This is a genomic window from Wocania arenilitoris (genome assembly GCF_021728535.1).
Classification (GTDB): domain Bacteria; phylum Bacteroidota; class Bacteroidia; order Flavobacteriales; family Flavobacteriaceae; genus Wocania_A; species Wocania_A arenilitoris.
In genome coordinates this window covers 22,833-47,509 of the sequence record NZ_JAKKDU010000019.1, presented here as the reverse complement: position 1 = coordinate 47,509, position 24,677 = coordinate 22,833, and the positions used below count along the sequence as shown (strand labels likewise).

Sequence of the window (24,677 nt, the reverse complement as noted above, 5' to 3'; positions counted from 1 at the left end):
TTTAAATATGAAAATTTTAGTGCTTCTTTTTTTATTATTTCTTAGCTTTTTTGGGTTTTCTCAACAAACGGAATATGTTGATTTTAAAACAGCTGAAGCGGATATTATTTTTAGTAATTTAGTAAAAAAAGAAATTAAGGGGCTTATTATTTATCAATTTAAAATTTTAAAAAATGTAGATTCTATTTTTATTGACGCAAATAACTTTAATGAAATTGAATATATTCTTGATGGAAATATAACTGGAAAAACTTACAATGGTAAGCAGCTAATTATAAAATATCCTTTTAAAGCGAATACTACACATAAACTTGATGTAGTTTGGATAGCCACCCCTCAAAAAGCCATGTATTTTATAGATTGGAAAAATGAAAGTGGTGATTTCGAGAACCTCGATCACCTAAAAGAGCAGGTCTGGACCCAAGGTCAAGGCAAGTACACAAGCAATTGGTTGCCAAGTATTGACGATATGAATGATAAAATTGAATTCGATTTATCAATTACTTTTGATTCTGATTATAAAGTTATCGCCAACGGGAAGTTAACAGATAAGTTAATCGGCGAATCGACAACGATGTGGCGCTATGACATGCAAAAACCCATGTCTAGCTATTTAGTCGCATTAGCTATTGGTAAATACAATAAAAAAGTAGAATACTCAAAAAGTGGTATTCCTTTAGAAATGTATTATTACCTAGAGGATTCGTTAAAAGTAGAACCTACTTATCGCTACACGAAACACATGTTCGATTTTTTAGAGGAAGAAATAGGTGTGCCATATCCGTGGCAAAACTACAAACAAGTCCCTGTAAAAGATTTTTTGTATGCCGGAATGGAAAATACAGGAACAACTATTTTTGCTGACTCTTTTTTAACTGACTCTATTGGATTTGTTGATAAAAACTACGTAAACGTAAACGCGCACGAACTAGCACACCAATGGTTTGGAAATTTGGTTACAGAAACCTCTGGAACACACCATTGGCTACAAGAAGGTTTTGCAACCTATTATGCATTGTTAGCAGAACGCGATATTTTTGGAGACGATTATTACTACTGGCGATTATATGAGTATGCACAAGAGCTGTTAGAGCAAGATAAAGCAGGGGGAAGCACTTCGCTTTTAAACCCTAAATCGAGTAGCACAACGTTTTATAAAAAGGGTGCTTGGGTGTTGCATATTTTAAGAGCGCGCGTTGGTGACAAAGCTTTTAAAAAGGCAATTAAAAACTATCTAAAGAAGCATCAATTTAAGAATGTTGAAACCAATGATTTTATAGTTGAAGTTGAAAAGGCTAGTGGAGAGAACTTAGGTGAGTTTGTTGATTTTTGGCTAAAAAGCGAAAGTCTTAATTATGATGAGATAGAAAAATATTTTTTTCCGAAGAGTGTTTTGAGCAGTTTAGGACATGCAAGTAATGTAGATTTTACTTATAGATACTACCCAATTGATTGTAATGGACATCCAGAAGTATGCAAGACGCTATTGTTGGTTTCTAAAGATGAGTTTTTAAATGAAAAAATAGTAGAACAATTAGGATCAAATATTTCTAAATCTACATTTTTTAATAAAAGTTTGAAAGTCCGCCAAGCCATAGCTAAAAATTTGTCAAAAATACCTTTAGAATTAAAAGAAGATTATGAATCGCTTTTAAATGATAAATCATACATTACCATCGAAGCTGCTTTATTTAATTTGTGGAATAATTTTCCGAACGACCAAAATAAATATCTATCTAAAACAAAAGAAGTTGTTGGCTTTAATGATAAAAATATAAGAATACTTTGGTTAACTTTGGCTTTAATTAGTGATGATTTTGAGTCAGAAAATAATGAGCGCTATTTTAATGAATTACTTGATTACACAAGTAATAAATACGGTTTTGAAGTTAGAATGAATGCTTTTAGTTATTTAGCATGGATAAGTTCGTGTGATGAAAAATGTCAAGACAATTTAAAACAAGCAACTAAGCATCATAACTGGCGATTTTCAAAATTTGCTAAAAAATTATTAAAAGATATAAGCCAATGAGAGCATTAGTAATTTCTGGAGGTGGTAGTAAAGGTGCATACGCTGGTGGTGTTGCGCAGTACCTTATGAATGAAGAGGGTGTCGATTATGATATGTTTTTAGGTACTTCAACAGGCAGTTTATTAGTACCGCATTTAGCTGCTGGTAAAATAGATAAAATCCATCAGGTCTTTACAAATGTTGATCAGAGTAATATATTTAGTGTAAATCCATTTGTTATTCGTAAAAAAGGTAATAGAGAATTTGTGTCTATTGATTTTATAAACACCCTTTGGCAATTTGTTAAAATGAAACGCACTTTTGGTGAAAGTAAAGCGCTTAGGCGGCATATAAAAAAACATTTTACTTTTGAAGAATATAATTTGATTAAAGAAACCAAAGATGATGTTGTAGTAACAGTTTCCAATCTTTCTAAAAACAGAGTAGAGTATAAATCCATAAAGGACTTTAATTATGATGAGTTTTGCGATTGGATATGGATTTCTTGTAATTACATTCCTTTTATGTCATTAGTTAAAAAAAACAATTTTGAGTATGCCGATGGGGGGTTGGGTTGTGTAGTGCCTATAAGGGAGGCTATTTTAAGAGGAGCTACAGAAGTTGATGCTATTGTATTAGAGTCTGAAAGTATGGAGTATAATAAGGTGCTTGGTAAAAACCCTTTTTCGTTGATGATAAATTTATTCGGACATTTATTAGACCAAGTAGAACGTAATGATATTACTATTGGGAAGCTGGCTGCTAAAAATAAAGATGTTAAATTGAATTTATATTATACGCCATCAAAACTTACAGAAAACTCATTGATTTTTAATAAAGAATTAATGACTACATGGTGGCAACAAGGGTATTGTTATGCTAAGCAAAAGTGTCAAGAAGCACGATCAAATGAGTTGAAAATGGAATAGTTTACCATAAATCCGAAACCTCATCTTTTATAAAGGATAAAGCAGCATCGCTTGGTGCACGTCGTTCCATCATTTCGGTTAAAACAACTTCTCTAAGCTTGTCTGCGGTATCTGTTTTTTCTAGCATGCTAGCTTTTCTAATCAATTGTATTGTGGCATTTTTAGCAGCCCATATAATGCTCCAACATTTCTCGCTAACATAAATTTGCTGTGCTAAATTGTGTTCCATTTCCTGTTCAATGGTTTGTATTAATAAGTTCTCATAATCCTCTTTATTTGAAGATATTGGAGATACTCTAACTATTAATTTATTAGGAGATATTCTTTCTAAAAATAGTGCTAAGCGTTCATATGCTTGCAATCTCAAAGGCATTGCCGAAACTTGCAAATCTTTTTTTAATAAAAAACGCCTTCTTCCATCTTCGTTTTTTGTATGCTCTTTAAAAAAGTAGTAAGCTATAAGTCCTACAATTAATGAGGGAATTGCGAATAAAAATAAATCTATAATACGTTCTGCGTCCATAAAAAAAAGTCATTTTATTATTTTAATTGTTTAAGTAGTCAAAAGTAATATTTGTTAATGTTTTTACACCTAAAAGCATTCCGCTTTCATCAATCATAAAATCTGGTGTATGGTGAGGAAAAGCACCTTTTGATTCTTGGTTTGGTGACATACCTCCTAAAAAAAAGTAAAGACCTGGAACGACTTCTTGAAAATACGAGAAATCTTCACCGCCAGTAGTAGCTTTCATGGTTTTAACATTTTCTTCCCCAGCTACTCTTTTTAAAGTTGGCAATATTTTATCCGATAAATCAGGATCGTTATAAGTGATAGATGTTTGGTTTCTAAATGAAATAGTAGCTTCTCCGCCATAGGCTTTAGCAATGGTTTCTGTCATTTCTTTCATACGTCTTTCAATCATAGAGCGCATTTCAATATCTAAAGTTCTTACAGTCCCTATTAATTGTGCAGCTTCAGGTATTATATTAAAACGCGTGCCTGCAGTTATTTTTCCAACAGTAATCACAGCAGCTTCATTAGTTAATTTCGCCTCTCTGCTTATAATGGTTTGCAATCCATCAATAATTTTTGCTGAAATTAAAATAGGATCGACACCAGACCAAGGTTGCGAACCATGTGTCTGTTTTCCTTTTACATCTATTACAAAACGCTCAACGGAAGCCATAATACCTCCTTTTTTATATTTTAGAATTCCTACAGGTGTGCCTGCGTTGATGTGTAAACCAAAAATAGCATCTACTTTTGGGTTTTCTAAAACCCCTTCCTTAATCATGAGTTTAGCACCACCTTCTTCACCTGGAGGAGGACCTTCTTCTGCTGGTTGAAAGATAAACTTAACAGTACCTTTTATTTTGTCTTTATTTTTTGAAAGTATCTCTGCAACTCCCATTAAAATAGCTATATGTGTATCGTGCCCACAGGCATGCATTACACCAGTTTCGGTATTTAAAAAGGTAGTCTTTACTGTAGATTTAAAAGGTAAATCATTTCGTTCTGTTACTGGCAAAGCATCAATATCAGCCCTTAAAGCAATTACTTTCCCAGGCTTTTCACCCTTTAAAAGCCCAACAACTCCAGTAATAGCAACTCCAGTTTGTACTTCTATCCCTAATAAGCGTAAATGTTCTGCAATTTTTTCAGCTGTTTTAAATTCTTGATTAGACAGTTCTGGATTTTGATGAAAATGTCGTCGCCATTCGATTACTTTTTTTTCAATATCAATAAACTGCTGGTTTAAATTATTCTGAGAATTGGTTGTAAAAGTTCCAAAGAAAATAAATACTAATAAAATATATTTCATATAAGACGGGTAGAAGTTTAAAAAATTTCAAGCCTAAAGATATTCAAAAATTAACAAAAGTATGTGTATGTATTAATTGTTTATAATTATTATTAATTCCACCTAATTAAAACCATAACAATAGTTATTTTCACATCATTAAAATAAAATGAATTGGAGAAATATTTAAATCAGTTAAACGATGCACAATTAGAGTCAACCATCCAAATCGATGGGCCAATGATTGTTATTGCTGGTGCAGGTTCTGGTAAAACGCGTGTGCTAACTTATCGCATAGCTTTTATGATGAGTAAAGGGATTGATCCTTTTAATATTTTAGCATTAACTTTTACCAATAAAGCCGCTCGAGAAATGAAAGAGCGTATCGCAACGATTGTTGGAGATAGTGAAGCAAAAAATTTGTGGATGGGGACATTTCACTCTGTTTTTGCTAGAATTTTACGCTCTGAAGCAGATAAATTAGGCTACCCAAGTAACTTTACCATTTATGACACTCAAGATTCTGATAGATTGATTGCCTCAATTATTAAGGAAATGAGTCTTGATAAAGATATTTACAAATACAAGCAAGTTCGTTCTAGAATTTCATCATACAAAAACAGTTTGATAACGGTTCGTGCCTATTATCAAAATCCAGAACTTATCGAGGCAGACACTATGGCTCGAAGACCACGAATGGGTGATATTTATAAAGAATATGTGGAGCGTTGTTTTAAAGCGGGTGCCATGGATTTTGATGATTTATTGCTTAAAACCAATGAGTTATTAACGCGTTTTCCAGAGGTTTTAGCAAAATATCAAAACCGATTTAAGTATATTTTAGTTGATGAGTATCAAGACACAAACCATTCGCAATATTTAATTGTAAGAGCCTTATCAGATAAGTTTCAAAATATATGTGTTGTTGGTGATGATGCACAAAGTATTTACGCTTTCCGTGGGGCCAATATTAATAATATTTTAAATTTTCAGAAGGATTATGATGATGTAAAAGTATTTCGGTTAGAGCAGAATTACCGTTCTACAAAAAACATTGTAAATGCTGCAAATTCTATTATTGATAAAAACCAAACTAAGCTTGATAAAATAGTTTGGACCGCCAATGATGAAGGCGAAAAAATAAAAGTTAATCGCTCGTTAACCGATGGTGATGAAGGACGCTATGTGGCCAGTACGATTTTTGAAACCAAAATGAATAACCAATTAAAAAATAGTGATTTTGCTATTTTATATAGAACCAATGCACAATCGCGAGCTATAGAGGATGCTTTAAGAAAACGTGATATTAAGTATAGAATTTATGGTGGATTATCGTTTTATCAGCGCAAAGAAATAAAAGATATACTCTCATATTTGCGCCTCGTTATTAATCCTGCTGATGAGGAAGCGTTAAAACGTGTTATTAATTTCCCACCACGGGGAATTGGGCAAACTACAGTTGATAAGTTAATTGTTTCAGCAAATGGATATAACCGCACTATTTTTGAAGTGATGAAAAATATCGAAAAGACAAATGTTAAAGTAAACTCTGGTACTAAAACCAAGCTTCAAAATTTTGTAACGCTTATTGAAAGTTATCAGGTTTTAAATCAAACAGCTGATGTTTTTGAATTAGCAGAACACATTACCAGAACCAGTGGTTTAATTCGTGAATTTAATAAAGATGGTACGCCTGAAGGTGTTACCAGAATGGAAAATATCGAGGAGCTCTTAAACGGAATGAAAGATTTTGTTGAAGGTCAAAAAGAAATAGCTGATACCACAGGGAATCTAGCTGAGTTTTTAGAGGATGTCGCCTTAGCAACAGATTTAGATGCTGATAAAAGTGACGTAGACCATGTGGCTTTAATGACCATTCATTTAGCAAAAGGGTTGGAGTTTCCGTATGTTTTTATAGTTGGTTTAGAAGAAGATTTGTTTCCGAGCGCTATGAGTATGAATACACGTAGCGAACTAGAGGAGGAACGACGCTTGTTTTATGTTGCCTTAACACGAGCTGAAAAACAAGCATATTTAACCTATGCCTTATCACGATACCGTTGGGGTAAATTGATTGATTCTGAACCGAGTCGGTTTATTGAAGAAATTGATGAACAGTATTTAGATATTGTAACACCTATTGAAGAGCGCCGATTTAACCCCATGCTTGATGCCGATATTTTTGGTGATGTTGAGGATTCTAAAATCAATCCGAATAAAATAAGATTTAAGCCTGCAAAAAAAGCGATGCTTAAAAAAGGTGGCACAAAGAAACCTCAAGAAAAATTTCGAGTTACAACACCTAAAAACTTAAAACCTGTTGTTAATACCAATAGTAATACTAATTTATTTGATAGTAAGTTGGTTGTTGGTAATATTGTAAAGCATATTAGGTTTGGCACAGGAGAAGTAATTAAAATTGAAGGTAAAGGTGCTGATATTAAAGCAGAAATTAATTTTCAGCATGGTGGCGTTAAAAAACTGTTGTTGCGTTTTGCTAAACTGGAGGTTGTTGGTTAAATTTAGTGTTAAGAGACCTAAAGAGAAGCCTCAATAAAAGCCTTTAATTTAACCCAAGTATCAATTAGCTCTAAGCCAACCCAACCATGTCCAGCATCTGGGTATAATGTAAATTTGTGCGTAACGCCTAAAGATTGAAGTTTGTCGCGCATATCAGTTCCTTGCGTAGTTGGTATTAATGGATCTTGTCCGCCATAAAACAGAATAGTTGGTGGAGATGTAGTTGTAGCTTGATGGTATGGGCTTACTTCTTCTAAAAAAGAGATTGTTGCATCTATTCCAAATAAATTTATTAGCTCTTGTACATCTGGATTTGTATTGTTTAAATACGCAGGATCTGTAAAATTTGTTGGACCAACAATACTGCAAACCATATTTACTTTGTTAGCTGTATCAAAAGCATAACTCCAAAGTAGTGATAAATGTGCGCCGGCACTTGTACCAATAAATCCAATGGCTTCAGAAATAGTATATTTTGCTTTGTTATCATTCAAATAATTAACAATAGTAGTAATATCGTCAATTTGCATAGGATACGGATTGTTATTTTTATTAGCCAATCTGTAATTAATATTTACTATGGCAATCTCTAAAAAATCTTGTTGTAATAAATCTTTTATAGCGTCCATATCTGCTTTGTCGCCAGATTTCCAACCTCCACCATGTACTAAAATCATTACTTTAGTATTAGCAGTTCTATTAGCAGGTAAATATAAATCGAATTTTTGATTGGAATCTTCACCATAAGAAATATTTAATTCTTCATAATATTTTGATGGGTCTAAATTAGTAACTAGCTCTTCATGTGCTTTTTCATTTGAACAATTAAAAAATACAATAGCAATGACTAAAAATAAGAAATTTGATTTTTTCAGTTTCATTTTAAAAATAATATTTACTTTGTAAACGCAATTACAAGATAGTTATTATGGCGGAGTTTTTAAGGATATATGAAGAAAATCCCAATCCAAAAGCGATTGAAAAGGTAATTGCTATTTTAAAACGTGGTGGACTCATTATTTATCCAACCGATACTGTTTATGGCTTAGGCTGTGATATTACAAACCTAAAAGCCTTAGAGCGCGTTGCAAAAATTAAGCAAATAAAACTTGAAAAGGCAAACTTTTCGTTTGTGTGCCACGATTTAAGTAACTTAAGCGATTATGTAAAACAGATAGACACGTCAACATTTAAAATTTTAAAACGTGCGCTTCCTGGTCCTTATACGTTTGTTCTTCCTAGTGGAAAATCATTACCAAATCCTTTTAAAAAACGTAAAACCGTTGGTATACGTGTACCCGATAATAAGATTGCTTTAGAAATTGTTGAGCAATTAGGAAACCCCATTATATCAACATCTATACACGATGAAGACGACATTATTGAATATACTACAGATCCCGAATTGATTTTAGAAAAATGGAGTAATTTAGTGGATTTAGTGATTGATGGTGGTTACGGTGATAATGAGCCTTCTACGGTTATAGATTTATCTGAAAATGAGCCTATTATCATTAGAGAAGGAAAAGGGAGTTTGGAGATTTTTTAAAAGAATTCAATAGATAAACAAGATATTAAAATTTAAAGAATGACAGAAAAAATTAAGTCAGAAGGAGAATGTGTTTTTTGTGAAAAAAAATTTAAAAAATCGGGTATTAATAGGCATTTGCAAACGCATTTGGCAAAGAAAGTTATTAAAAATGCACCAGGTAAATCATTTCATATTAAAGTAGAAACCAATCCGTATTGGGGCAGTACACCATATTTTTTGTCACTTTGGATTGATGGAGAAGCTAAAATGAAAAATTTAGATACCTTTTTAAGAGATATATGGTTAGAGTGTTGTGGGCATTTAAGCTCTTTTACAAATCCAAAAAACAAAAAACAAGATTTTGGGATGTTCGACTATTTTGAAGCTGAAGAATTACTAGAAAAGGGAAAAATAAAAGAATATGAACAAATAATGGAACATATTAAAGGAGAGGTGCCTATGTCCAGAAAAGCAAAAAATACATTGTGTAAAGGTTTAAAATTAGAATATGATTATGATTTTGGAAGCACAACATCACTTTTAATTACCGTTTTAAATGAATACACAAATAAAGCAGATAAAAATATAATGCTTTTATCTAGGAATGAATTTTTAAACATACCTTGCGAAATGTGCAGTAATAAACCCTCGGTAGTATTATGTAGTGCATGTTATGAGCAAGCTTCACTTTTTTGCACCACTTGTGCTACTAAGCATTCTAAAACATGTGAAGATTTTAACGATTATGCTTCCATGCACATTGTTAATTCTCCTCGTATGGGTGTTTGTTGTTATGGGGGAGGAACAATTGATACCAAAAGAGATGGTATATTAAATGTAAAATAAATGATTTTTTTTAGCACCTTTTAATATAGCTATATTTTATGAATTTAGCAGAAATTAGTAACGATATTCCTTTATTTGCTAACGATACCATTATTTTTGGCGTTTTAGCTGTAACACTAGCATTAATATTTTATACATCTAGTTTACCACGTTTTCAAAAATTTTATAGTATTGTTCCAGCATTATTATTGTGCTATTTTATTCCATCTATATTAAGCTCTATTGGATTGATTGCCGATAAATGGATTGATGTTTCGGCAACTATTAAACATTTACAATCGGTTTATGGAAATTTAGATGGTGTAGCTACTTTAGAGGCCTTAAAGAGTTACGCCAAATCAAACAACATAAATCCATCAGAATATTCACAATTTATTGGAGGCAGTAAATTGTATTATGTGTCTTCGCGTTTTTTACTGCCAGCATCCTTAGTACTATTAACGTTGAGTATCGATTTAAAAGGTGTTTTTAAACTCGGTTCAAAAGCATTAATTATGTTTTTAACAGCAACTGTTGGGGTGATGATTGGTGGCCCGATAGCTATTATCTTTTTTAAATTTGTAGCACCAGAAATTTTAGTAGCTGTTGAAGGTACAGAGCTTTGGAAAGGATTATCTACCGTTGCTGGAAGTTGGATTGGTGGTGGCGCCAACCAATTAGCTATGAAAGAGCAGTGGGAAGTTAGCGATAGTTTATTTAGTATTATGGCTGTGGTTGACGTTTTAGTTGCCGAAGTGTGGATGATATTTTTATTACTTGGTGTTGCTAAGTCTGATAAGATTGACAAGTATTTTAAAGCAGATAATTCATCTATTACCACATTAAAAAATAAGATGGAAAAGTTTAGTTTAGAAACAGCTAGAGTACCATCTTTTAACGATTTTATGATACTATTAGGTATTGGCTTTGGTGTGACTGCAATAGGGCATATTGTAGGCGATAATTTAAGTGTTTGGATAAAAGAAAATGCTCCTGTTTTAGTTGATTTTGGATTAGGAAGCTCGTTTTTCTGGCTCATTATTATGGCAACAACCATTGGTGTTATTATGTCCTTTACAAAAATTAAAAGTTACGAAGGAGCAGGAGCTAGTAAAATAGGAACTGTTTTTATTTACATATTAGTTGCTGCAATTGGAATGAAAATGAATTTGAACGCCATTGTAGAAAACATAAGTTTATTTGCCATTGGTTTTGTTTGGATGATTATTCATGTTGGGTTACTATTTATCGTTGCAAAAATTATTAAAGCGCCATATTTCTTTTTAGCAGTAGGTTCTAAAGCTAATATTGGTGGTGCTGCATCTGCGCCTGTGGTTGCTGGTGCTTTTCACCCATCTTTAGCGCCTGTTGGTGTGTTGCTGGCGGTTTTAGGTTACGCTTTAGGTACTTATGCTGCTTTTGCTTGTGCTTTAATGATGAAGTGGGTGAGTTAGAGTTATTATGATTTTGTAAAAGAATAATAACATTAATTAATAGCAATCAAGCTTTGATTCAATTATATATTAAATGATAGGAAATAAATATGGAAGAAACTAATTTAACCGAAAACTCATTTGAAGAGTTTGAAAGAATCAAGAAAAGAAGAAGAAAACTACTTCCTTGGTGGATTAAAATATTCTGCTGGATTTTTATGTTTTTTGGAATTATGGCTTTTATTTGTTTAATTCTTGGCTTCACAAATATAAAACCTTCATTATCATTTTATGGATTTGAATCAAATGAGCCTTTTTCTTTGATTGGATTACTTGTTATTTCGATTGGAATTTTAAAAGGGATTACTGCTTTTGCTCTTTGGTTTGAAAAAGATTTTGCTATTAAAATCGGAAAAATAGATGCAATAGTTGGGATTGTTCTATCTATAATCTCAATGTTAGTTTTACCTTTTCTAAAAGAAGGATTTAGTATTACAATTAGATTAGAATTAGCATTATTAATTCCTTTTTTAATTAAATTAAATAAAATTCAAAAAGAGTGGGAAGTGTTAAATTAAAAAAGCCCAACTTTTCAGTTGAGCTTTTAAAATTATAATTGAAAGCTAATTATTGTCCACCAGCTTCTAAGTTTTTCATTTCTTTTTCAATCATGTCGTAAAACTGATCGATTTTAGGTAAAATAACCACACGAGTACGTCTGTTTCTTGCTCTGTTTTCAGCAGTATCATTATCTACCAATGGGACATATGAGCTACGACCCGCAGCAATTAGTTGTCCTGGATTTACACCAAGTTCTTGTAATACTCTAATTATTGATGTAGAACGCTTAACACTTAAATCCCAGTTATCTAATAAAGGTTCTTTTCTGTAAGATACGTTATCAGTATGACCTTCAATCATAGCTTCAAAATCTGGTTTGCTATTGATTACTTTAGCAACTTTAGCTAAAACATCTTTAGCCTTGTTAGTTACGTTATAACTACCGCTTTTAAATAATAACTTATCGGCAATAGAAATAAATACAACACCTTTTTCAACATTTACTTCAATATCTGGATCATTTATTCCAACCTCACGCTTTAAACTTGTTACCAATGCTAATGTTACACTGTCTTTTTTTGTAATAGCATCTTGTAAACGTGTAATTTTAAGATCTTTTTCTTTTAAGCTTTCAAGCGTTTTTTCAACATTGCTAGCCCCTTTAGCCGATAGGATTTGTAGATTGTCATTTGTGTCTTTTAAATCTGCAATACGCTCTTCTAAAGCTGTTGCTCTAGCAGTAACTGAGGCTTTATCTTCTAAACAAGTGTTTAGCTTTACAGTTGCTGAGTTAAGTAAATCTTGAGTTTCTTTTTGTTTTGCTTGTAAGTCTGTGAATTGTTTTTTTGACACACATGAACTTAATAGAAAAACGGTAGATAAGCTAAGTAATAAAACTTTTTTCATAATTAAAATGGATTAAATTTCCTGTTTTTGTTGATTATGCAAAAGTATATAAAAAACCTATTATTGTGGCATTGTTAACAAAACTTTTGCTAACTATTTATAAACTTTTATAATTATTTTTTCTATTTACGAAATATTCAAACAATATGGATGTTTTATGGTAGTGTTTTATGGATTGAGTTAATTTTTCTCGTTGCTTTAATAAATAGCTTAGATATGAATAAAAACTTATGTGTGCTTTAATAATGGCAAAAGCGTGTTTAAATTTTAATTCCAATAAAAACTTAATACCAGCTATACCATCTAAAATTAATCGAATTAATATTAAAAAAATAATGCTTCCTTTTGCGTTTTTTGTTAAAGCAAACAGGCTATTTCTAAAGTTTAGAAAGGTTTTTTTAGGGTTTATGTTACTTAAAGTTGCTCCACCAACGTGGTAAATTGTTGAGTATCCAACATATTTTATACTATACCCTAAATTTTTTGCACGCCAACATAAATCTATTTCTTCCATATGCGCAAAAAAGGCTTCATCAAATCCGTTTAATGTTTTAAAAACCTGACTTTTAATAAATAAGCAAGCTCCCGATGCCCAAAATATTTCTGCTATATCGTTGTATTGTCTGTTATCTTTTTCAATAGTATTAAAAATTCTACCGCGACAATAAGGGTAACCAAATTTATCTATAAAACCACCACCAGCTCCTGCATATTCAAAGGTGTCTTTATGATTAAAATCTAATAATTTGGGTTGAATAATAGCCGTGTTTTCTTCTATTTTAAAAGTTTCTATAATAGGGGTAAGCCAGTTTTTAGTAACTTCTACATCACTGTTCAATAGACAAAACACATCAGCATCAATTTTTTTTAACGCATCGTTGTAACCTTTAGCATAGCCACCATTTTCTTTGTTTTGAATAATTTTTATTGAAGGAAAAGTAGTTTTTATAAAATTGACAGAACCGTCTGTTGAGGCATTATCAGCAATATAAATTTCGGCTTTTTTAGAGTGTTTCATTACCGATGGCAAAAACTGTTTTAGCAATTTTTGTCCGTTCCAGTTTAATATGACAATGGCTACTTTCATTTAGAATGTTCTGGGATATCTTTTAAAAAATGATATCGCTCATTTTTAAAATCCATTTGGCAATAATAATGATTTAATCCATTTGTTACCATTAAATAATTAGCATTAAGCACTAAATTATACTGCGCAATTTGATCAAAAGTATTTTGATTAATGGTAATAGTTGGCGACTTACACTCGACAATTAAATGTATAGTGCCATCAGAATTAAAAACCACAATATCATAACGTTTTTTTAAAGTATTAACAATCAATTCTTTTTCAACATTTATTAAAAATTTCGGATAATGTTTAACATTTATTAAATATTGAATACAGTGTTGACGAACCCATTCTTCGGGTTGTAGAATTACAAATTTTTTGCGAATACTATCAAAAATAGAAACTTTATTTTCGCTATTTTTGAAACGAAACGAAAACTTTGGAAAATTAAGTTCTTGCAATACTTAGGTTTTATGTTTTTTCAAAGTTAAGCTTAGCAATTATAAAATCCCAATTTATAAATCCCAAATTCCTTTATTATGGAATTTAGTTTTTGAATTTGAAAATTTACAAGGTGTGGACGAAGTAAAACAATTAGTAACTGATATAAAAAACAAAAACTTAAAACCCATTTATTTTTTAATGGGCGAAGAGCCATATTATATTGATAAAATTTCAGATTTTATTGAAAGCCATGTGCTTTTAGAGGACGAAAAAGAATTTAATCAAATGGTATTATATGGTCGAGATGTTACTATTGATGATATTGTTAGTAATGCTAAACGTTACCCTATGATGGCAGAACGACAAGTTGTAATTGTTAAAGAAGCTCAAGATTTATCACGTACTGTTGAAAAACTGATTGATTATGCCAATAACCCGCAACCTACAACGGTTTTAGTTATAAACTATAAATACAAAAAACTTGATAAACGTAAAGCTTTATATAAGGCAATAAATAAGGTTGGTGTAGTTTATGAAAGCAAACAGCTTTACGAAAACCAAGTAGCAGATTGGATTCGTCGTGTGTTATCGTCAAAAAAATATACCATTTCTCCAAAAGCTGCTCAAATGTTGGTTGAGTTTTTAGGAACCGATTTGAGTAAAATTAATAATGAGCTTGAAAAGCTTCAAATTATTTTACCTGAAGGCACTCAAATTTCTCCCGAAAATATTGAAAAAAATATAGGTATTAGCAAAGACTTTAATAATTTTGAGTTGCGCAAAGCTATTGGAGAAAAGAATACCGTTAAAGCATATCGAATAGTTAATTATTTTGCTAATAATCCTAAAGATAATCCTATGGTTGTAACGGTTTCATTATTGTTTAACTTCTTCTCTCAGCTACTTCATTTTCATGGATTAAAAGATAAATCTCCGCGTAATGTGGCTTCAGTTTTAAAAGTAAACCCCTATTTTGTTAACGAATATATTGTAGCAGCTAGAAATTACCCCATGAGAAAAGTAAGTGCTATAGTTTCGGTATTAAGAGAATTTGATGTTAAAAGTAAAGGTGTTGGTAGTAATGCTGTGCCACAGGGTGATTTACTTAAGGAATTATTAGTTAAAATTTTGGCATAGCAATTAGTATAATGAATGTAGACATACATGACAGTTGGAAACCGTTTTTACAAGCAGAATTTGGTAAACCTTACTTTAAAAATTTAACCGATTTTATTAAATCTGAATACAGAAACTATGTTTGCTTTCCTCCTAGAAATCAAATTTTTAATGCGTTTAATCATTGCCATTTTAAAAACGTAAAGGTTGTTGTGATAGGGCAGGATCCTTATCATGGTTTTGGACAAGCAAACGGATTATGCTTTTCTGTTAACGACGGTATTGCACATCCACCTTCATTGATTAATATTTTTAAAGAAATTGAAAACGATTTGGCAATTAAATATCCTAAAAGTGGTAACTTAACACGTTGGGCAGATCAAGGTGTTTTGCTATTAAATGCGACTTTGACAGTTAGAGCTCATCAAGCAGGAAGTCATCAAAAAAAAGGATGGGAAATATTTACAGACGCTGTAATAAAGTTAATAAGTGACAACAAACAGGATGTTATTTTTCTGCTTTGGGGAGGTTTTGCAAAACAAAAAGTAAAACTAATTAATAATAAAAAGCATCATATTTTAGAGTCAGGACACCCTTCTCCTTTAAGTGCAAACAGAGGGTATTGGTTTGGCAATAAACATTTTAGTATGACCAACTGGCTCTTAAAACAAAAAAGTCTAAAAGCTATTGTTTGGTAAAAAACTTAGATTAACTTCCAGTAGGAGCCAACTTTTCGGATTTTTCTTCTAAATCTAATGCTGGATTGAAAATTATTGGTTTTTTGTTCTCTTTCACTGACCTATTAATTTTATTACTACTAAATTTTAATAATAATAAGTTTAAGATCACTAATGCAAAAATAGAAATAGTAATTGTTAATAACATAGGCGTTTGGGTTTTGTCGGTAAAATACGTAAATATACGCTTAAATACAAATTTTATCGATTAAAATTTAATTATATACAAATATAATAAATAAAATATTACAAATGTGAGACTTTACTTTAATTTTTTGTCATTTTACCTTAATTCAAATTCAACAAGCTTTTAGGAACAATATCTTTATGAACCATTATCGAAATTGTTTTTAGTCTAAAATAGGATTCACTCATGTATATATAGCCATTATTTGCGATACGATTAGAGTTTTTCCCCCACGAATTTTTTACTTTATAATAGGTTGTTCCGTTTTGGTCTTTTAGCATGCCTGTTATGTGCATCAAATGGTCATCTGTAGTATTATAATTTTCAAATTCTTGTTGTCTTAAGGCTTGTGTTATGCTTTTTTCTGGTAATACTTTTATTAAAGCATCTAATTTGCTGTTTTCATCATTAGGAATAACTGCTAAACCATGTTTTGATGAAAATGTTTTTTCGCTTACATCGCAATCTAATTCAACAGTATAACCAGATTTTAAAGCTTTATTTGTAATAGCAACTAAATCATCTAGCTTAACATTTATAAAAGATCCATTTGAAAAATTATCAGGAATATTTAATATAAAGGTTGTATTGTAGGGTTTATGAGAAAACGATGTTATACTTACGTAATCTTTAGGGTTTATTTTCGTCATTTCTAAAAAAGATTTAGGAGTATAACTAACACCGTCGTAATTAAATGTTGTTATATTTTTTCCAAGATAAATGTCTAGTATACTTTCGGTTACTTCTTTCCACTTAGGTGATAATTGTCTACCAGAATTATCAATATAAACATCAAGCAAACCTTTCAAAACAGCAATCATTTCAGAATGATTATGTCTTGATTTATTTGCCTCTAAACCAGAATAAGCAGTATTTGGAGCCAAGCCAAAATCTTTAACACTATTTATAACATCGTGGGCTAAACCGCCTTCGCTAAATTGTGCTTTCCCTTGTCGCATAATATAATTCCAAGCTTTTTTTGGGTATGTATTTCGTACAATGTACATTTCAGATAAATCTATTTTCTTTCCTGTAATTCGTATAATTTCACTTTCTAAAAATGATGATGTCGAAAAACTCCAACATGTTCCAGTTTTACCCTGACTTATAACATTGGTAGTTTCTATGTCTATTACCGTTTCAAATTCATAAGACTGAGAATAACTTATAATTGAAATAAAAATTAAAATAATAATTGAAATGCTATTTTTCATGATGAAATAAGTGTTTTAATAAAATAAAATTTATTTTTGGCTAAAATAAATAAAATGGAGCAAGCAAAATGGGTAACAGCTAAAGAATATCAAGATATTACCTATAAAAAACATAAAGGTGTTGCGCGAATAGCATTTAATAGACCAAATGTGAGAAATGCTTTTAGACCTAAAACTACAAGCGAGCTGTATGATGCTTTTTACGATGCAAATGAAGATGTAAATATAGGCGTGGTTTTATTATCGGCTGAAGGGCCATCAACCAAAGATGGTATTTGGAGTTTTTGTTCAGGCGGCGACCAAAAAGCCAGAGGGCATCAAGGTTATGTTGGAGAGGATGGCTACCATCGTTTAAATATTTTAGAAGTTCAAAGACTTATTAGGTTTATGCCAAAGGCTGTTATTGCGGTGGTTCCTGGATGGGCTGTTGGTGGCGGACATAGCTTACATGTGGTTTGCGATTTAACTCTAGCCAGTAAAGAGCATGCTATTTTTAAGCAAACTGATGCTGATGTTACAAGTTTTGATGGTGGATACGGATCTGCATATTTAGCAAAAATGGTAGGCCAGAAAAAAGCAAGAGAAATTTTCTTTTTAGGCCGTAATTATTCTGCTCAAGAAGCCTATGATATGGGGATGGTAAATGCTGTAATTTCGCATGATGAATTAGAAGATACTGCTTATAAGTGGGCTCAAGAAATATTGGCTAAATCTCCAACGTCAATTAAAATGTTAAAATTTGCTATGAATTTGACTGATGATGGTATGGTAGGACAGCAAGTATTTGCAGGTGAAGCAACCCGTTTAGCTTATATGACTGATGAAGCTATTGAAGGCAGAAATGCTTTTCTAGAAAAACGTAAGCCTAACTTTGATAAAAAATGGATTCCGTAAATGAAAAATAGTATTCTTTGGATTTCAACCATGCGTTTAAGAACGCTACCGTTATCAGTTTCTGGAATTATATTAGCCTCTTGTTTTGCAGAATACAACGGTTATTTTAATTGGGAAATAGCCGTTCTGGCAATTATAACAACACTTAGTTTACAAATATTATCAAACCTTGCTAACGATTATGGCGATGGCATTAAAGGTACTGATAACGACCAAAGAATTGGTCCCGAACGCGCTATACAAACTGGTAAAATTTCACCAGACCAGATGTTTAATGCAATTAGAATTAATATTCTAATTTCAATAACATTAATTTTTGCTCTAATTTACATCTCTTTTGGGGTTAAGCATTTTCTTCTTACAATGCTTTTCTTTGCATTAGGTATTACTAGTATAATTGCAGCAATTCGTTATACAATTGGAAGTAACGCCTATGGTTACAGAGGCTTAGGCGATGTTTTTGTGTTTGTTTTCTTTGGGTTAATAAGCGTTATAGGCTGTTATGTTTTATTTGCAAAAACTATAGATCATGTAGTTTTTTTACCAGCGTGTACTATTGGTTTACTTAGTATGGGTGTTTTAAATTTAAACAATATGCGCGATTTTGTTTCTGATAAAAAATCAAATAAAATAACTCTAGCAGTAAAATTGGGTCAGGAAAAAGTTAAATTGTATCATAACACACTTATAATTTTAGCCATAGTTTTATCGGCATTATTTGGTATATTGTATTATACAAATGTTTTTAATTTAATTTATGTTGTGGCTTATATTCCATTATTAATTCATCTTGTAAAAGTTAATAAAGTAACCAATCCAAAATTATTTGATCCAGAGTTAAAAAAACTAGCATTATCAACCTTCCTTTTAGCTGTTTTAATGGGAATTGGGCATTTACTGTAGTTTTTTGTACTTTTCTGTTAAATAAAATAATTATGAAAATCACATTTTACGGTCACGCAAGTTTAGGGATTCAAATTCAAGACACATATATTTTAGTCGACCCTTTTATAACAGGAAATCCAAAAGCTTCAAATATTGATATTAATAATCTCAAAGCAGATTATATTTTAGTTACGCACGCGCATCAAGATCATATTTTAGATGTTGAAGCTATCGCAAAGCAAACCGATGCAGTTATTATTTCTAATTACGAAATTGTTACACATTTTGGTAATTTAGGTTTAGAAGGCCATCCAATGAATCATGGTGGACAATGGGATTTTGAATTTGGAACGGTAAAATACGTAAACGCCATACATACATCCTCGTTTCCCGATGGTAGTTATGGCGGCCAGCCTGGAGGTTTTGTAATTGAAGGCGAACATAAAAATATTTACATAGCCGGTGATACAGCTTTAACTTTTGATATGAAATTAATACCGCTTCAAACAAAATTGGATTTAGCTATTTTGCCTATTGGAGATAATTTTACAATGGGAATAGATGACGCTATTTTAGCAAGCGATTTTGTTAAATGTGATAAAATTTTAGGCTACCACTTTGATACTTTTGGTTATATTGAAATTGACCATGAGGCTGCTAAGCGTAAGTTTTTTGCAAAAGATAAAGATTTAATGCTTTTAGAAATAGGGGAAAGTTTAGAATTATAAATGATAAAAGCTACTTACCACAAATACATTTTAAATTTTAAACAAGCAAGCGGCACATCGCGAGGGGTGTTAAATACTAAAGAAACTTGGTTTATTTTATTAACTGATAACGAAAAACAGGGTATTGGAGAATGTGGTATTTTTCGTGGTTTAAGTATTGATGATGTACCAGATTACGAAGATATTTTAAAATGGGTTTGTAATAATATTAATTTAGGTTTACAAAATTTGGTTAGTAAGCTTATCGAACTACCTAGTATTCAATTTGGGTTAGAAATGGCTTTTAAATCTTTAGAAAGCGAAAATCAATTTAAATTATTTCCTTCTGAATTTACTAACGGCAAAGCTTCAATTTCTATAAACGGACTCATTTGGATGGGTACCAAAGCTTTTATGAAACAACAAATAAAGGAAAAAATTTCTGCGGGGTTTAATTGCATAAAAATGAAAATTGGAGCTATCGATTTTCAAACAGAAATCAATCTTATAAAATCTATTCGACAAGAGTTTTCATCAAAAGATATTGAATTACGTGTTGATGCTAATGGTGCTTTTTTAAAAGATGAAGCTCTTGAAAAATTAAAAATACTATCAGATTTCGATTTACATTCTATCGAGCAGCCAATAAAACAAGGGCAAATTGAAGCTATGGCAAAACTATGCGAAATTACGCCGCTACCTATTGCTTTAGATGAAGAATTAATTGGGGTGTTTTCTGTAACAAAAAAGCAAGAATTGCTACAAACTATAAATCCACAATACATTATTTTAAAACCAAGTTTGGTAGGTGGTTTTAAAGGAAGTGATGCGTGGATTAAAATTGCAGAAAACAAAAATATTGGCTGGTGGATTACCAGTGCTTTAGAAAGCAATATTGGGCTTAATGCCATTGCGCAATACACCTTTAAAAAACAAAACAATTTACCACAAGGATTAGGTACTGGCACTTTGTTTACTAATAATTTTGATAGCCCGCTGCAGGTAAAAAATGGCACTTTGCAATACAATAATAGTATAAATTGGAAATTTAATTTATAATGGATTACATACAACAAGTTTATAAAGGTAAGCGAGAGCTGTGGATGTTTATTTTAACAAGTATCATAATATCTGGAATTTTTGTTCTGAATTTTATTGCATACTTGTTTAAATCTCCAGAAGACATGGATGCTGCTTATGAAATAATGAAATCTATCCCAGCAAACCTATCATTAATTATTAATTTAGCACCATTTGCAATTTTATTAATTTTATTATTTGTTTTTGTAAAATTCATTCATCAAAGAAGTATTTTATCTCTTACTACTGCCAGAAAAAAGATTGATTGGAAACGTGTTTTATTTTCTTTTTTGCTAATAGTGTTTGTCACGTTGCTAACATTCAGCATTTCTTATTATTTGGATCCTTCTCAAATAGAGCTACAGTTTAATGCAATAAAGTTTGTAATACTTTTAATAATTAGTTTGTTGCTTTTTCCTTTTCAAATAGGGCTAGAGGAATATTTATTTAGGGGCTATTTTATGCAACATATTGGCGATTTAGTTAAAAATAAATGGTTTCCTTTGTTGTTTACTTCAATCTTTTTTGGAATAGCTCACAGTGCAAATCCAGAGGTAGCTGAACTAGGTTTTGTAACTATGGTTTTTTACATTGGAACCGGATTGCTTTTGGGAATTATGACGCTTATGGATGATGGATTAGAGCTAGCCTTAGGCTTTCATTTAGGAAATAATTTGCTAGCTGCATTATTAATTACTTCGGATTGGTCTGCATTACAAACTGATGCTATTTTTAAATATACAGCACAAGAGGCTAATCATACGGCATTAGAAATTATTATGCCTGTTTTTATTTTATATCCAATAATACTTTTCATTTTGTCAAAAAAATATAAATGGAGTAACTGGAAAGATAAATTATTAGGTAACGTAGTAAAACCATCAAAAGAAAATTATAAAATTTTAGAAGAGATAGGAAAAAATGATACCGAGTTATAATAAAGTACACAGAAAATTTAAGTTAGAAGGATTTCATTATAATTTTAATGACCTTATGGAAGTGGCATACAGTTTTGTTAAAGAAGGTTATCCTTACCAGCAAAAACTCGGTAATTTTTTACTAGATTGGTTAGATGATAAAGATTATGTAATTGTAAAAACATCGGGTTCAACGGGTCGTCCTAAAAAAATAAAAATAAAAAAGCAAGCTATGGTTAATTCTGCAATTACTACTGGCGATTTTTTTAACCTAACACCTGGAAAGAAAGTTTTAAACTGTTTACCGTCAAATTTTGTTGCAGGAAAAATGATGATTGTAAGAGCACTTGTTCTTGGTCTCGAGTTAGATATGGTAGAGCCTTCTGCACTTCCTAGAATCGATTATGAAAAAGATTACGATTTTTGTGCATTTACACCTATGCAGCTTAAAAATTTTGCAAAATATTTAAAGTCTATTAAAACAGTAATAGTAGGAGGTGGGCGAGTTTCAAATCATATTAAAGCATTAATAAAAGATAAGAAACCACAAGTATATGAAACCTATGGTATGACTGAGACTGTAACACATATTGCAGTTAAAAAATTAAATAATTTTAAAGAAAATCAAACAGATAACTATTTTACAACATTGCCCAATGTTAGTATTTCTCAAGATAAAAGAGGCTGTCTGGTAATTGAGGCTCCAAATTTATCAGACGAAAAAATAATAACTAATGATATTGTTAAAATACATTCTGATAATAAGTTTGAATGGTTAGGTCGTTTCGATAATATTATAAATACTGGAGGGATTAAAGTTTTTCCTGAGGAAATTGAAGAAAAATTACAAGACTCAATACCTGAACAATTTTTTATTTGCGGAGTTAAAGACGATACCTTAGGAGAAAAAGTGATTTTGATTATTGAAGGGCAGGAAAGGGAGTTAAACAGCCCTGTATTTAGTACTTTAGAAAAATATGAAGTACCAAAGGAGATTCATTTTGTCAATACATTTAAAGAAACAACCTCAGGGAAAATTCATCGTAACAAAACTTTAAAGCAATTAAAAGTTCAAAATTAATTGTAACATTGCCATAGTTTAAACTACTAACAGTAAAATTTAAAAAATGAGTTTTATTAAACGCGTACTTTCAACAGTTACTGGAATTTTTGTGTTCCTATTTATTTGTTTAGCATTACTAATTATAATCGGAATATTTGTAGGCTCTTCACCCGATGAAAAAATTATTGTTAAAAACAATTCTGTATTAGATTTAAAACTAGACTTTCCTATAAAAGACTATGCAGGAAAAACAGTTTTTAAGAATTATGATTTTTTAAATGAAGATAATAAAAATGGACTTTTTAATATAATTGATGCCATAAAATATGCTGCAACTGATGATAAAATAAAAGGTATTTCTATTGAAAACAATTTTATTCAAGCAGGATATTCTCAAACCAAAGCGATTAGAGATGCACTTTTAGAGTTTAAAAAATCAGATAAATTTATTGTGGCTTACGCCGATATTTATACTCAAAAAGACTACTATTTAGGCTCTGTTGCAGATACCATTTTTATAAACCCTGCAGGTATGCTAGAGTTTAATGGCTTATCTACAGAACGTTTATATTTTAAAGATTTTCAAGAAAAATCTGGACTTAAAATGGAAGTAGTTCGTTTAGGAAAATACAAAAGTGCAGTTGAGCCTTTTTTAGAAAACGAAATGAGCGAAAATAACCGCGAACAAATAAAAGTTTATTTGAATGGGATATGGGGAGAGGTAACAAAAGAAATTTCAGAAAGTAGAGCAGTCTCAGTTGAAAGATTAAACACCTTAGCAGATAGTTTATTAACCAGATCGGCATCATTAGCAAAATCATCAAAATTAATAGATAAAATAGCTTATTATGATGAATATGAGAATGGTTTAAGATATGCTACAAGTTTAGATGAATCAAAAAAAATTAACACCATATCTATAGTAGATTACGCCATACATACAGCCAATAAAATAAAAACAAAAAAGAGCATTAATAAAATAGCAGTTATTTATGCCGAAGGTGAAATTATATATGGCGAAGGCGATGAGGAGACTGTTGGTCAAGGTACAATGAGCCGCTCATTAATAGACGCAAGGGAAGATGATAAAGTTAAAGCAGTAGTTATACGAGTTAATTCTCCCGGTGGTAGCGCATTAGCTAGCGAACTTATTTGGAGAGAAATAGAACTAACAAAAAAAGTTAAACCTGTAATAGTCTCAATGGGAGATGTTGCTGCTTCTGGTGGCTATTACATTGCTTGTAATGCCGATAAAATTATAGCAGAACCAACAACCATTACCGGAAGTATTGGTGTTTTTGGTGTATTGCCAAATGTAAAAGGTCTTGCCGATAAATGGGGTATTAATGCAGAGCAGGTCTCTACAAATAAAAACTCAGTAGTCTACAGTCTTTTTGAACCTATGAGTGAAACACAAGAAGCATTTATAAAAGAAAGTATTTTAGATATTTACGAACTATTTACAAATAGAGTTGCCGAAGGCAGAGGGATGACACAAGACGAAGTTAAAGCCATTTCAGAAGGTAGAGTTTGGACAGGTAACGATGCTTTAAACAATGGTTTAGTAGACGAGTTAGGTGGTTTAGATGTAGCCTTAAAACATGCAGCAGAAGCAGTAGAAATTGATAATTATAAAATTAAAGAGTTGCCAATTTTTGAAAAAGATTTAGACAAGTTGTTGCAAGGTTTTGGTTTAGTTAAATCTAAAGAGGATATTTTAAAAGAAGAATTAGGAGAAGCTAATTATAAAATAATGCAGGAAATTAAGTCGATATCTAAACGCAAAGGTATTCAGTTGTTATTTCCTTTTGATACAGAAATAAAATAAATATTCAATTCAATAGAT

General features: G+C 31.2%; 23 protein-coding genes. 16 read left to right on the top strand and 7 right to left on the bottom strand.

From position 1 onward, the window contains the following. Nucleotides 1–7 precede the first annotated feature (7 nt). Both L3X37_RS13970 and L3X37_RS13965 read left to right on the top strand, forming a co-directional pair. The gene (locus L3X37_RS13970) at nt 8–2,032 is read left to right on the top strand and encodes a M1 family metallopeptidase (protein WP_237240789.1); all 2,025 of its coding nucleotides are present in this window, start codon (nt 8–10) and stop codon (nt 2,030–2,032) included. Further along, on the top strand, nt 2,029–2,940 hold the full coding sequence (locus L3X37_RS13965; protein ID WP_237240788.1) for a patatin-like phospholipase family protein: 912 nt from the start codon (nt 2,029–2,031) through the stop codon (nt 2,938–2,940). The genes L3X37_RS13970 and L3X37_RS13965 overlap by 4 nt, the downstream gene beginning before the upstream one ends. Before the next feature lies 1 nt (nt 2,941). Here L3X37_RS13965 and L3X37_RS13960 read toward each other — a convergent pair whose 3' ends face one another. Next, nucleotides 2,942–3,463, bottom strand: coding sequence for a DUF7935 family protein (locus L3X37_RS13960; protein ID WP_237240787.1), 522 nt, complete (start codon nt 3,461–3,463; stop codon nt 2,942–2,944). Between the two features lie 22 nt (nt 3,464–3,485). Then, the gene (locus tag L3X37_RS13955) at nt 3,486–4,763 is read right to left on the bottom strand and encodes an amidohydrolase (protein WP_237240786.1); all 1,278 of its coding nucleotides are present in this window, start codon (nt 4,761–4,763) and stop codon (nt 3,486–3,488) included. A gap of 153 nt (nt 4,764–4,916) precedes the next feature. On the opposite strand from L3X37_RS13955, the gene L3X37_RS13950 reads away from it, so the two are divergent. Continuing rightward, the gene (locus L3X37_RS13950; protein WP_237240785.1) at nt 4,917–7,262 is read left to right on the top strand and encodes an ATP-dependent helicase; all 2,346 of its coding nucleotides are present in this window, start codon (nt 4,917–4,919) and stop codon (nt 7,260–7,262) included. A 17-nt stretch (nt 7,263–7,279) separates the two neighbouring features. On the opposite strand, the gene L3X37_RS13945 is transcribed toward L3X37_RS13950, so the two are convergent. Then, a complete protein-coding gene (locus L3X37_RS13945; RefSeq protein ID WP_237240784.1) occupies nt 7,280–8,143 on the bottom strand; it encodes an alpha/beta hydrolase in 864 nt (287 codons plus the stop codon). Between the two features lie 47 nt (nt 8,144–8,190). Between L3X37_RS13945 and L3X37_RS13940 the strand changes: the two genes are divergently transcribed. The 4 genes from L3X37_RS13940 to L3X37_RS13925 all read left to right on the top strand — a co-directional run bounded on the left by L3X37_RS13940 (nt 8,191) and on the right by L3X37_RS13925 (nt 11,629). Further along, nucleotides 8,191–8,811 carry an L-threonylcarbamoyladenylate synthase gene (locus L3X37_RS13940; protein ID WP_237240783.1) on the top strand — a complete coding sequence of 207 codons (621 nt, stop codon included), beginning with the start codon at nt 8,191–8,193 and terminating at the stop codon, nt 8,809–8,811. A gap of 39 nt (nt 8,812–8,850) precedes the next feature. Further along, nucleotides 8,851–9,639 (top strand): hypothetical protein, encoded by a 789-nt coding sequence (locus L3X37_RS13935; RefSeq protein WP_237240782.1) that lies wholly within the window; start codon nt 8,851–8,853, stop codon nt 9,637–9,639. Nucleotides 9,640–9,677: 38 nt separating this feature from the next. After that, nucleotides 9,678–11,072, top strand: coding sequence for a DUF819 family protein (locus tag L3X37_RS13930; protein WP_237240781.1), 1,395 nt, complete (start codon nt 9,678–9,680; stop codon nt 11,070–11,072). Between the two features lie 89 nt (nt 11,073–11,161). Further along, nucleotides 11,162–11,629 (top strand): hypothetical protein, encoded by a 468-nt coding sequence (locus L3X37_RS13925; RefSeq protein WP_237240780.1) that lies wholly within the window; start codon nt 11,162–11,164, stop codon nt 11,627–11,629. A gap of 49 nt (nt 11,630–11,678) precedes the next feature. Here the strand turns inward: L3X37_RS13925 and L3X37_RS13920 are convergent, their stop codons facing one another. The 3 genes from L3X37_RS13920 to L3X37_RS13910 form a co-directional block, all read right to left on the bottom strand. Further along, nucleotides 11,679–12,518, bottom strand: a complete 840-nt coding sequence (locus L3X37_RS13920) for an OmpA family protein (protein ID WP_237240779.1) — start codon at nt 12,516–12,518, stop codon at nt 11,679–11,681. A 97-nt stretch (nt 12,519–12,615) separates the two neighbouring features. Then, nucleotides 12,616–13,605: a glycosyltransferase family 2 protein gene (locus L3X37_RS13915; RefSeq protein ID WP_237240778.1), complete on the bottom strand. Its 990-nt coding sequence runs from the start codon at nt 13,603–13,605 to the stop codon at nt 12,616–12,618. Beyond that, the gene (locus tag L3X37_RS13910; protein WP_237240777.1) at nt 13,602–14,048 is read right to left on the bottom strand and encodes a type I restriction enzyme HsdR N-terminal domain-containing protein; all 447 of its coding nucleotides are present in this window, start codon (nt 14,046–14,048) and stop codon (nt 13,602–13,604) included. The genes L3X37_RS13915 and L3X37_RS13910 overlap by 4 nt, the downstream gene beginning before the upstream one ends. A 115-nt stretch (nt 14,049–14,163) precedes the next feature. Between L3X37_RS13910 and holA the strand changes: the two genes are divergently transcribed. Both holA and L3X37_RS13900 read left to right on the top strand, forming a co-directional pair. Continuing rightward, complete coding sequence (gene holA, locus L3X37_RS13905; RefSeq protein ID WP_237240776.1) at nt 14,164–15,168, top strand: DNA polymerase III subunit delta; 1,005 nt, start codon at nt 14,164–14,166, stop codon at nt 15,166–15,168. Nucleotides 15,169–15,179: 11 nt separating this feature from the next. After that, entirely contained in the window at nt 15,180–15,845 is a 666-nt protein-coding gene (locus tag L3X37_RS13900; RefSeq protein ID WP_237240775.1) for a uracil-DNA glycosylase, read from the top strand. Nucleotides 15,846–16,172: 327 nt separating this feature from the next. On the opposite strand, the gene L3X37_RS13895 is transcribed toward L3X37_RS13900, so the two are convergent. Beyond that, nucleotides 16,173–17,285 (bottom strand): C1 family peptidase, encoded by a 1,113-nt coding sequence (locus L3X37_RS13895; RefSeq protein WP_237240774.1) that lies wholly within the window; start codon nt 17,283–17,285, stop codon nt 16,173–16,175. A gap of 54 nt (nt 17,286–17,339) precedes the next feature. On the opposite strand from L3X37_RS13895, the gene L3X37_RS13890 reads away from it, so the two are divergent. Genes L3X37_RS13890 through sppA form a run of 7 tightly spaced genes read left to right on the top strand, consistent with a single transcriptional unit; the run spans nt 17,340 to nt 24,659 of the window. Further along, on the top strand, nt 17,340–18,179 hold the full coding sequence (locus tag L3X37_RS13890) for a 1,4-dihydroxy-2-naphthoyl-CoA synthase (protein ID WP_237240773.1): 840 nt from the start codon (nt 17,340–17,342) through the stop codon (nt 18,177–18,179). Then, a complete protein-coding gene (gene menA, locus L3X37_RS13885; protein WP_237240772.1) occupies nt 18,180–19,082 on the top strand; it encodes a 1,4-dihydroxy-2-naphthoate octaprenyltransferase in 903 nt (300 codons plus the stop codon). A 32-nt stretch (nt 19,083–19,114) separates the two neighbouring features. Further along, nucleotides 19,115–19,792, top strand: coding sequence for a metal-dependent hydrolase (locus L3X37_RS13880; protein ID WP_237240771.1), 678 nt, complete (start codon nt 19,115–19,117; stop codon nt 19,790–19,792). After that, entirely contained in the window at nt 19,793–20,830 is a 1,038-nt protein-coding gene (locus L3X37_RS13875; RefSeq protein ID WP_237240770.1) for an o-succinylbenzoate synthase, read from the top strand. After that, nucleotides 20,830–21,789 (top strand): CPBP family intramembrane glutamic endopeptidase, encoded by a 960-nt coding sequence (locus L3X37_RS13870; RefSeq protein WP_237240769.1) that lies wholly within the window; start codon nt 20,830–20,832, stop codon nt 21,787–21,789. Before L3X37_RS13875 ends, L3X37_RS13870 begins: the two co-directional genes overlap by 1 nt. Continuing rightward, entirely contained in the window at nt 21,773–22,849 is a 1,077-nt protein-coding gene (locus L3X37_RS13865; RefSeq protein ID WP_237240768.1) for an AMP-binding protein, read from the top strand. The genes L3X37_RS13870 and L3X37_RS13865 overlap by 17 nt, the downstream gene beginning before the upstream one ends. 46 nt (nt 22,850–22,895) lie before the next feature. Beyond that, nucleotides 22,896–24,659, top strand: coding sequence for a signal peptide peptidase SppA (gene sppA / locus L3X37_RS13860; protein WP_237240767.1), 1,764 nt, complete (start codon nt 22,896–22,898; stop codon nt 24,657–24,659). Nucleotides 24,660–24,677: the final 18 nt, after the last annotated feature.